Origin of the sequence: Gordonia sp. CPCC 205515 (assembly GCF_048537925.1) — a bacterium.
Classification (GTDB): Bacteria; Actinomycetota; Actinomycetes; order Mycobacteriales; family Mycobacteriaceae; genus Gordonia.
The window spans coordinates 434335-444221 of the sequence record NZ_JBCLVJ010000004.1; the positions used below are offsets into that span (position 1 = coordinate 434335).

General features: G+C 66.4%; 10 protein-coding genes and 1 tRNA gene. 6 read left to right on the forward strand and 5 right to left on the reverse strand.

Annotation, left to right across the window (positions count from 1 at the left end):
* Nucleotides 1-8: 8 nt before the first annotated feature.
* Nucleotides 9-1352, forward strand: coding sequence for a DUF2252 domain-containing protein (locus AAFP30_RS07270; protein ID WP_419229196.1), 1344 nt, complete (start codon nucleotides 9-11; stop codon nucleotides 1350-1352).
* A 34-nt stretch (nucleotides 1353-1386) separates the two neighbouring features.
* On the forward strand, nucleotides 1387-2745 hold the full coding sequence (locus tag AAFP30_RS07275) for a dipeptidase (RefSeq protein ID WP_419229197.1): 1359 nt from the start codon (nucleotides 1387-1389) through the stop codon (nucleotides 2743-2745).
* Here AAFP30_RS07275 and AAFP30_RS07280 read toward each other — a convergent pair.
* The 3 genes from AAFP30_RS07280 to AAFP30_RS07290 all read right to left on the reverse strand — a co-directional run bounded on the left by AAFP30_RS07280 (nucleotide 2711) and on the right by AAFP30_RS07290 (nucleotide 4982).
* On the reverse strand, nucleotides 2711-3808 hold the full coding sequence (locus AAFP30_RS07280; protein ID WP_419229198.1) for an acyl-CoA dehydrogenase family protein: 1098 nt from the start codon (nucleotides 3806-3808) through the stop codon (nucleotides 2711-2713). The two genes, AAFP30_RS07275 and AAFP30_RS07280, sit on opposite strands and share 35 nt — an antisense overlap.
* A gap of 27 nt (nucleotides 3809-3835) precedes the next feature.
* Entirely contained in the window at nucleotides 3836-4462 is a 627-nt protein-coding gene (locus tag AAFP30_RS07285; protein WP_419229199.1) for a lipocalin family protein, read from the reverse strand.
* A gap of 97 nt (nucleotides 4463-4559) precedes the next feature.
* Nucleotides 4560-4982: a DUF7144 family membrane protein gene (locus AAFP30_RS07290; RefSeq protein WP_419229221.1), complete on the reverse strand. Its 423-nt coding sequence runs from the start codon at nucleotides 4980-4982 to the stop codon at nucleotides 4560-4562.
* 200 nt (nucleotides 4983-5182) lie between these two features.
* On the opposite strand from AAFP30_RS07290, the gene AAFP30_RS07295 reads away from it, so the two are divergent.
* Both AAFP30_RS07295 and AAFP30_RS07300 read left to right on the forward strand, forming a co-directional pair.
* Nucleotides 5183-5256, forward strand: a tRNA-Pro gene (locus AAFP30_RS07295).
* A gap of 122 nt (nucleotides 5257-5378) precedes the next feature.
* Nucleotides 5379-5642, forward strand: a complete 264-nt coding sequence (locus AAFP30_RS07300; protein WP_419229200.1) for a hypothetical protein — start codon at nucleotides 5379-5381, stop codon at nucleotides 5640-5642.
* 7 nt (nucleotides 5643-5649) lie between these two features.
* Here AAFP30_RS07300 and AAFP30_RS07305 read toward each other — a convergent pair whose 3' ends face one another.
* Entirely contained in the window at nucleotides 5650-6681 is a 1032-nt protein-coding gene (locus AAFP30_RS07305) for a 2Fe-2S iron-sulfur cluster-binding protein (RefSeq protein ID WP_419229201.1), read from the reverse strand.
* Between the two features lies 1 nt (nucleotide 6682).
* Nucleotides 6683-7894 (reverse strand): cytochrome P450, encoded by a 1212-nt coding sequence (locus tag AAFP30_RS07310; protein ID WP_419229202.1) that lies wholly within the window; start codon nucleotides 7892-7894, stop codon nucleotides 6683-6685.
* Between the two features lie 159 nt (nucleotides 7895-8053).
* On the opposite strand from AAFP30_RS07310, the gene AAFP30_RS07315 reads away from it, so the two are divergent.
* Both AAFP30_RS07315 and AAFP30_RS07320 read left to right on the forward strand, forming a co-directional pair.
* Nucleotides 8054-9007, forward strand: a complete 954-nt coding sequence (locus AAFP30_RS07315; protein WP_419229203.1) for an AraC family transcriptional regulator — start codon at nucleotides 8054-8056, stop codon at nucleotides 9005-9007.
* Nucleotides 9008-9039: 32 nt separating this feature from the next.
* Nucleotides 9040-9804, forward strand: a complete 765-nt coding sequence (locus tag AAFP30_RS07320) for a crotonase/enoyl-CoA hydratase family protein (RefSeq protein WP_419229204.1) — start codon at nucleotides 9040-9042, stop codon at nucleotides 9802-9804.
* The last annotated feature ends 83 nt before the right edge of the window (nucleotides 9805-9887 follow it).

Below are 9887 nucleotides of genomic sequence, written 5' to 3' on the forward strand. Positions count from 1 at the left end.
GGCGTGACATGGCAGCGACCATTGCCGAACTGGCCACCTGTCCGGCTGCGACGGAGCGGAAGAACCCCCTCGCCATCTTGGACGCCCAGGCCGTCACCCGTGTCGCCGAACTCATCCCGGTTCGGATGGCACGGATGGCCGCCACCCCGTTCACCTTCTACCGGGGTGCCGCCGCGGTGATGGCCGCGGATCTCGCCGCGACCCCGAATTCCGGTGTCATGACCCAGATCTGCGGTGACGCACACCTGAGCAACTTCGGGGTCTTCTACACCCCGGAACGGCGACTGACGTTCGACGTCAACGACTTCGACGAGACCAGCGCCGGCCCCTTCGAATGGGATGTGAAACGCCTGGCCGCGAGCTTCGTGGTGGCCGGACAGGGCAACGGATTCGACGCGAAGACCGTCCACGGGCATGCGCACGAGGTCGCCAAGTCCTACAAGAAATGGATGCTGCGCAGCGTCGAACGGCCGACGATGGACTGCTGGTACGCCCGGATCGACGCCGAGGAACTGCTCACGGAATTCGAGTCGCGACTCGACAGTTCGACCGCCGAGCGCACGGTCAAAGGTCTCCGCAAAGCACGGCACCGCAACAGCGTGCAGGCGGTCAGCAAACTCTGTGTCATCGACGCCGACGGACGCGCACAGATCCGCAGTGATCCGCCGCTGCTGGTACCCGCCCACGAACTCTTCCCCGACGAACAGGCCGATGTGCTCCAAGAGCGCGTCGAATCGCGCATCCAGAAGTATCGAGCGGACCTACCCGACCACGTCCGAGCGCTGTTCGATCAGTTCACCGTCGTCGACACCGCCCGCAAGGTCGTCGGCGTCGGCAGCGTCGGAACCCGGTGCTGGATCGTGCTGATGCGTGGCCACAACCCCAAGGATCCGCTGTTCCTGCAGCTGAAGGAAGCCGAACGGTCGGTGCTCGCCGACCACGTCCCGACTGTGCAGTACCCGAATCAGGGGCAACGCGTCGTCGAAGGCCAGCGGCTACTGCAGGCGGCCAGCGACGTCTTCCTCGGCTGGACCGCAGGTCTCGATGAGAACGGTGAGATGCGGGACTTCTACGTGCGGCAGTTGCGCGACGGTAAGGGATCGGTGGTCGTCGAATCCCTCAGTGCCGACGAGATGACGCTCTATGCGCGGCTGTGTGGTCGGGCGCTGGCGCATGCCCATGCCCGCACACTGAGTCGGTATGCAATTGCTGACTACCTGCAGAGCGGCAAGGGATTCGCCAAGGCGATCGCCTGCTTCGGCACCGCCTACGCCGAACTCAACGCCGCCGATCACACCCTGATGACCGCCGCGATCGCCGACGGACAGATCGAGGCCGCAGAGCTGACATGACAACCCGCCCAATCGACAGGAGTTACGAGGTCCGATGAGTGACGCACTTCGCGAACGAGTTCACGACCTGATGCCGCAGGCGAAGGCCGACCTGACCGAGATGGTCGGGTTCCAATCGGTGCACGATGCCGAGCAGTCGCCGCCGGAGGAGTGCGAGAAGATGGTCGCCTGGCTCCAAGAGGCTTTCACCGCAGCCGGTTTCAGCGACGTCGACGCGCACGAGACCTCCGACGGCAGCAAAGCGGTGACCGGGTATCTGGCCGGACCCGACGACGCCCCCACCGTGCTTCTGTACTTCCATCACGACGTGCAGCCGCCGCTCGGTGCCGACGAATGGGATTCGCCGGTTTGGTCACTCACCGAACGCCAGGGCCGCTGGTACGGACGTGGTGCGGCCGACTGCAAGGGCAATATCGCGATGCACCTGACCGCACTGCGCGCCCTTGACGGCAACATTCCGGTCAACGTCAAGATCCTTGGTGAGGGCTCCGAGGAGCAGGGGACCGGCGGCATCGAGGATTTCGTGCCGCGCAACCTGGACCTGCTGGCGGCTGATGCGATCATCATCGCCGATTCCGGCAACTTCGCGGTGGGTAAGCCGAGTCTCACGACGACACTGCGAGGTATCGCCAACATCATCGTCTCCGTCGAAACCCTCGGTTCGGCAATGCATTCCGGTATGTTCGGGGGAGCCGCGCCAGATGCGTTGGCCGCGTTGATCGCCATGCTCGCATCGCTGCGAGATGCCCAGGGCAATACCACGATCACCGGATTGGATGCGTCGCAGACCTGGTCCGGCGTGGACTATCCGGCCGATGCGTTTCGCACCGACGCCAACGTCCTCGACGGCGTCGATCTGCTCGGGTCCGGCTCGGTCGCCGACATGGTGTGGGCGCGACCCGCGGCCACCGTCCTGGGCATCGACTGCCCGCCGGTCGTGGGATCGTCGGCGTCGGTTGTGCCGAAAGCGCGGGCGCGCATCAACCTTCGGGTGCCCCCGGGAATGGACGCCAAGCACGCCCAGAGCGCACTCGTCGACCACCTGAAAGCCGTTGCGCCCTGGCATGTGAAGGTGTCGTTCGAGATGGAGGCCGACGGGTCGCCGTTCGTCGGCGCCACCTCGGGACCCGGCTACGACACTCTCGTCGACTCACTCAAGAGCGCGTACGGCACCGATGAGGTGCTCCTGATGGGGCAGGGCGGATCCATCCCGCTGTGCAACGTCTTCGCCGACGAGATGCCCGACGCCGAGATCATGCTGATCGGCGTCGAGGAACCCCAGTGCCTCATCCACGCGCCCAACGAGAGCGTTGACCCGAGCGAGATCGAGCACATGGCGATCGCCGAGGCGACCTTCCTCACCGAGTACGCGACTCGGCACGCGCGCCCCTGAGAGGTTCCACGCTGAGAGGTTCCACGCTGAACCGTTCCACCAGAAGGTCTTTCAATGCCGGACGGCTCGCCGCGACGAGGGTGAACACCGCCTCGCGGGCGAGCCGCTCCGGATGATTGCCGCGCAGCAGGGCGCGTCCACCGTCGGCGGCCACCAGCGTCGCCGACGCGTCGACGGCGAGTTGGGCGGCGGTGGCGCGTGCTTCGATGAGGGTGTCGGCGTCGGAGAGTCCGGCGTCGAGGCGGGTGCGGGCTTCGCTGCCGCGTTCGCGGAGCGTCCGGGCGGCCTCAATCTGTCCGGCCTGATCGAGCAGCGCGGTGCAGCGACGGAGGAGGCCGAGTGGCAGCGTGCCGTTGATGCGGATGCCGATGTTCTGGGTGGCGAAGAAGTCGTCGAGCGAGGTGCGGCTCACGATTTTCGCGTCGGGGATGTACAGCCCGTCGACGGCCAGCGACACCGTGCGGGTCGCGTCGGCGGCACTGAGATGCAACGGGGAGACGGTGATTGCGTCCGGTGGCGGGTCGAGCGGCAGGATGGCGGCCAGGACGTCGTCGGTCTCGATGTCGCGGGCGGAGATCTGCAGGACGTCGACGATGCCCCAGCCGCTGACGAACGGGGCGTAGCCGTCGAAGCGCCAGCCGCCGTCGACGCGTGTGGCCCGCATCCGCGGTGGAGTGGGGACCACCCCGGCATAGGCGACACCGGCACGGACCCGACCGGCCACCACGTCGTCGAACAGTTTGTCGCGAAGCGGCTGATTTGTGGTGCCCGCCAAGGCGATCACCACTCCGTGATGCTGCATCCAGGTGAACGCCGTCCCCAGGCAGCCGCTCGCCATCACTTCCTGGATCTCGATCACCTGTGCGAAATCCAGTCCCGGGCCGCCGGATTCGGCGGGTGCAGCGATGCCGAACAAACCGGCGTCGGCGATCGCCGCCCAGTGCGTGGCGGGGATCAGGCCGGTGCGGTCGACCTCGGCGGCCGCGGGGAACAGGACATCGTCGGCGATGCGGTAGGCGTTCTCGACAAGTTGCAGGCGACGGGTTTCCGGGTCGGTCGTCACCCCGCCCAGCCTACGGTGTGACGCGCGTCAGACGGTGCAGAGCGGCGAGTAGTCGGTTCGCCCGCCGGTGGTCGGGGAGATCAGGAAGGTGCAGGAGTTGAACCCGACGGATTCGACCTTGGTGCGCAGTCGATGGAGTTCGGCGTTCGACACGACCTTCTTGCGTGACAACAGGAAACCCGAGGTCCGGGTCGGATCACCGACGATCGCGTACTCGTAGGGCCCCTTCGGGTCCTTACCGTCCTCGGTCCAGGCGACGATGTAGTTGGGCACCCGGTCCATGCCGGGGAACTTCGGGACACCGTCGATCTGTACGTTCAGCTGGGCGTTGGTCTTGGTGTCGAGGACATACGCTTTGCCGGTGACGCCGTCGGGCTGTCCGGTGAAGGAGGTGCACCGGTTGTTGACGCCGACCGTCGTCTTGTTGATGAGTGTGTAGGTGGCGTTGGTGTCCTTGGCGCAGCGCACGCCGTAGAACGACGGAACGGTGGCCAGCTGCCACCACTGGCCGAGATAGCGCTGGGGATCGAGCTTGGCGACCGGCTGCAGCGGTGCCGCCGACGCCGGTGCGGAGACGGTGAACAGCGTGCCGATGGCAATCAATCCGGCGACGAGCGCGGCCAGGGATCGGGTCACACGGCGTGAGGGACGCATGCAGAGCTCCTTTGGTTGAGTTGTGCATACGATTCGGGGCCGGGGCCGATCCGGATGGGATCGACCCCGGCCCCGCTGTCGCTGACCGGTGGCCGGGTCAGAAGCCGGTGGCCGACGGCTTCCAGCTGGCGACCGCCCAGATGACCAGGATGTCCAGGGCGATGATCAGGATCGCCCACAGCGGGTAGTAGGGCAGCCAGAGGAACTGCGCGATGATCGACAGTGACGCGATGATGATCGCTGAGATTCGCGCCCAGTCGGCGCCGACGGCGAGCCCGCCCGCGACGACGACGGCGATGATGCCCAGGATCAGGTGAATCCAGCCCCACGTCGTCAGATCGAACTGGTAGATGTAGTTGGGTCCGGCGACGAACAGTTCGTCGTTGGCGATGGCCGAGATGCCCTGGAAGACGGCGACCAGGCCGGCGACGAACAGCAGCGCGGCAGCGACGATGGAGACGCCGAAGGTGAATCCCTCTTTGACGCTGTGGTCGATGTCTTGATCGGGGAGGGTCATGATGATGAGCCTTTCGATATGCGGTCAACGATCGGGACGATCGTGCAGGAACAGGGTAAATAGTGCGTGGACGTAGAGCCGACATATCGTGCGGGTTGGGTGTAACAGTTCCGTCATGAAGCGCTATCGGTTTCGAACATGGCCTCTGACCAGCCGATTTAGTAGTGCGCCGATCGTGGGGGTAAGCTATCGCAGGCTACACACGGGGTGTGGCGCAGCTTGGTAGCGCGCTTCGTTCGGGACGAAGAGGTCGTGGGTTCGAATCCCGCCACCCCGACGCAAGGTTGAGATTGCAGAAGAGGCCCTGACCAGGGATTACCCAGGTCAGGGCTTCCTCGTCTCCAGGCCTGCTTCGGGTAACCGGCCGCCGCGGCCCGATCTGTGTGTGACGATGACCACATGCCTACGCTGCTGAGCTCCGACGAGATCGACATCCGCCTGCTGTTCACCGAATCCGTGCCCGACGTGCTGCAATTCCTCCGGCAGGTCGTTCGGGACCGCGAACCGATTGCGCTGGCGACGAGCGCCGAGGACTCGGCGTTCTTCCTGAACCTGGCGAACCTCAAGCAGTTCACCCTCGCCGATCACGATTCGGCGGCCGATGACCCCACGGTGGATGGCAAGGTGACGGTGTTGACGTCGATCGCCGAGGTAGGTAAGTAGACGTACCTCACGCGGGTATCGACTCGGCGGCGACCGGCGCCGGGGTGTACTTCTCGCGGTGAATGCTGCGGCCGGACATGCGGCGTCGCTTGCAGGCCTTGACGCCGGCGTCGACCATGGCGGGCGGACCGCACAGGTACGCCGAGTAGCCGCGCAGCGTGGTGAAGTCCTCGATCACGATGTCGCCGACGTAGCCGCGTCGCCCGTGCCCGCCCTCGCGGCTCAGGCACGGGGTGTAGTGCACCCCGGGATGGCGGTCGGCCAGGTCTGCCCAGAAGTCGACGTCGTAGAGATCGGAGCGGTACCGAACCCCGTGGTAGAGGTGGATCTCCCGTGCCGGGTCGAGGGCCATGGCATGCAGCGCAATCGATTTCAGTGGTGCCAGCCCGGTGCCGCCGGCCAGCAGGATCATCGGGCCGTCCGCGTCGGGATCGTGCACGAAATCGCCCCAGGGGCCGCGCATCTCGATCTGATGCCCGCGTTGCAGGGAATCGAAGATCCACCCGTCGGTGGCCAGACCATCGGCCACCCGACGCACATGGAACTCCAGGAGCTCGCCCGACGACGGCGGGTTGGCCATCGAATACTGCCGCACCGCGGCGGTACCCGGCACCGTGAACTCGATGTACTGACCCGCCGAGAAGTCCAGTGGTGCATCGAGTTCGACGTGCACCGACACGGTCTCGTCGGCAACCTCGCGGATCTCGCGGACCACCCCGACCAGATCGCGCAGCTCGTGTCGGGGACCCGCCCCGGTGTCGAGTGGCACCTCGATCTGCGCGTCCGACCGCGGCGTCGACTGGCAGGCCAAGACGTAGCCGGCGGTCTGCTCGTCGGCCGACAACACGGTCTCCGACGGGGTGGGCGAATCGACGATGCCGCACAACACCTTTACCTTGCAGGTGCCGCAGGTTCCCTGGTTGCAGGAGTTCGGTAGGTACACGCCGCTGCGCAGAAAGGCGTCCAGAAGTCGTTGATCATCACTGCATTCCACGCTCTGCGTCGCAGATCCGACGACCTGCACCGAATGCGCACCCATCTCAGACCTCCCAGGTGACGTGTAGCGACGTCGGTCCGCGGAAACCCCAACCCCAGAACTCGACGTCGGAGTTGGTGTCGCGCTCCAGGTTCGGGATCGAGTCGAACAGTTCCTCCAGCCCGATCCGGCACACATGGTTCGCGAAATAGATTCCCGCACAGGCGTGATTGCCGGCACCGAATGCGAGGTGCGGCAGCGGCGGCCGCGACAGGTCGTAGGCCGACGGCGCGTCGTAGACGGTGTTGTCGTGATTGGCGGAACCGTAGGACAGCAGCACCACCGACCCTTCCGGTAGTGAGACGCCAGCCACCTCAACGTCTTTGGTGCTCACCCGCGCGGTGGCAGACCAGATCGGCGACGTCCACCGCATGCCTTCGGAGATCGCCCGCGGAATCAGCCCCGGCTCGTCGACGACCTCCTCGAGCTGGTCGGGACGGGTGAACAGCCCCACCAGCGTCGAGGCCATCGCATGACCCGGCTCCTGCATGGCGCCGAGCAGGTAGACGTACAGCGTTGGATAGATGTAGTCGCGGTCGCGGGTCTGCCCGTCGGGCATGCCGTCGTGCAGCCAGTGGCTGATGGCGCTGTCGTCGGGATGGCTGATCCAGTGATCGATCTTCGGGTCGACGATCGCGCGGATCTCCGCCTTGGCCTCGTCGCCCTCGTCGAACCCCGCGGGATTGGTGAACTCGCCGTTCTCGTCGACGCCCGCGTTGGTGAACGACCGCGACAGTTTGTGGAACCAGTCGCGCAGCGTGTCGGAGCTGACGTCGTGCAGCCCGAGCAGGTCGCCGAGTGCACGCACGGAGACCGGCTCGCAGTATTGGGCGACGAGTTCGGCGGTGCCGTCGTTCTCGAACTCCTCGAGGTAACGCCGGGCGATCGGGCGCACCAGATCGTCGATCCACCGATCGACCTCCTGCGGCTGCAACGCCGGGTCGACCATCGACCGCAGATCCTCGTGGATGGGGCCGTTGACGCCGATCACCGCGGGATGCCCGAACGTGCGGCCCCCGGCCTTGGTGATGATGGCCTCGAAGTCGCCGCTGGTCGCGATCTCGCGGCAGATCTCCGCGGTGCTGGCCACGTACGAGCCGAGGACCGGCACATAGGCCAGTGGGGACTCGGTGCGCAGCCGCTCGTAGATCGGATACGGATTGCGCTCGAGTTCGGTCATGGTGATGTCGTCGAGCCAGGAGAGGGTGGCAGTCAAGGTAACTCCTTCATCGGTGGGCTGGTGGGGATGCGGACCGACGCTAGGACCAGGCAGGCTGTGGATCGATACGGATTGCGCGAAGCCGATACGCATCGCGCGAGAAGAATGTGATGTGGGTCGCTCTACGTACAGCAGATGCGGTACAACACAGAAACGATGAAAACGCAGCAGCCCGCGTCGCAGCAGGTCGTCGGCACCCAGGACTGGGAGGCGGCGCACCGCGCGGTCGCCGATGTCTACTTCCCGCATGAGCTCACCGCGCTCGACGGCCGTGAGCAGGTCGACCTGTCGCTGCGCACCGTCGAGCTGGGCGGCGTCACGATCGGCCGGATGACCTGGGGCACCGCGGTGTCGATCGCCTGCGAATACCCTGGTGCCTACGAGGTGAATATCCCGCTGACGGGTCGGCTGCATTCGCGGTCCGACGACGGCGAGATCGTCTCGACTCCCGGCCACGGCACCATCTTCCGCGCCGACCATCCGTCGTTGATCACCAACTGGACCGCAGACTGCCAGGTCATCGGCGTCAAGTTCGACGTCGACCGACTCGAGCAGGAAGCCGACCGGATTCATGTGGCGCCGATCCGACGACGGTTGTCGTTGCCGGACCAGATCGACGTCGCCGCCGACGACGGGGCGTCGTGGTTCGGCCTGATCAAGGCATTGTCGGCGCAGTTGCGTGAACCCACCGACCTGCTGGCCAATCCGCTCGTCGGGCCGCAGCTGGCGAGCGCGGTGACCAGTGCGTTCCTGCTCGCAGCGATGCCGGAGTCGGCCGAGGTCGATGGGCATCTGCGTCCGGGCATGGTCAAGCGGGTGCTCGATGCCGTCACCGACGACCCCGGGCGGCCGTGGACACTGGCCGAGATGGCGGCGATCGGCGGCACCAGTGTGCGCCGGTTGCAGGAGGCGTTCGCGGAGTACGTCGAGACCACCCCGACGCGGGCGCTCACCGATATCCGGCTCGAACACGCCCACCTCGACCTCGAACGCGGCGAGGGCACCGTCGCCGATGTCGCCGCGCGGTGGGGTTTCAGCAACCCCAGCCGCTTCGCCGCCGCCTATCGCCGCCGATATGGGGCCACCCCGTCGCAGACGTTGCGGCGCTGAGTCATTCATCCATTCATCGAGCAGGGAGGGTCATGGCAGCACACAGCGTGATCGAACGGTCCGACGGTCCGGTACGGATCATCGGGATCGATCGGCCGGAGGTGCGTAATGCGGTCGACCGCGCGACCGCAGAGGCTCTCACGGACGCGTTTCGCCGCTTCGACGCCGACCCCGATGCTTCGGTGGCCGTGCTCCACGGCAACGGTGGGACGTTCTGTGCCGGAGCCGATCTCAAGGCCATCTCGGCCGGCACGCCGAATCGTGTCGAGGCCGACGGCGACGGCCCGATGGGTCCCACGCGCATGCGATTGTCCAAGCCGGTGATCGCGGCGATCTCCGGTCACGCGGTGGCCGGTGGGCTCGAACTCGCATTGTGGGCCGATCTCCGGGTCGCCGACGACGATGCCGTGTTGGGGGTCTTCTGCCGACGATGGGGTGTGCCGCTCATCGACGGCGGCACCGTCCGGTTGCCGCGGCTGATCGGGGAGAGTCACGCGATGGACCTCATCCTCACCGGCCGCGCCGTGGCCGCCGACGAAGCGTCGAGTATCGGGCTGGTGAATCGGGTTGTGCCGACCGGTACTTCGCTCGACGCGGCTGTTGCGTTGGCTCACGAGTTGTCGTCGTTGCCGCAGACCTGCCTCCGAAACGACCGGTTGTCGATGCTCGAGCAGGCCGGGCTCGACGAAGCCGCGGCCATGAGCAACGAACTGCAGCACGGGATGTCGTCGTTGCGTGCCGACTCGGTCGCCGGCGCAACGCGATTCGCGGCGGGCGCCGGACGGCACGGCGAATAGCAGATCGCTACACAGCAATCGGGGGGGACGCCCCCCGGGCGGGGCCCCGGTCCCCGGTTGGGGGGGGGGACCGGGGGGGGGGC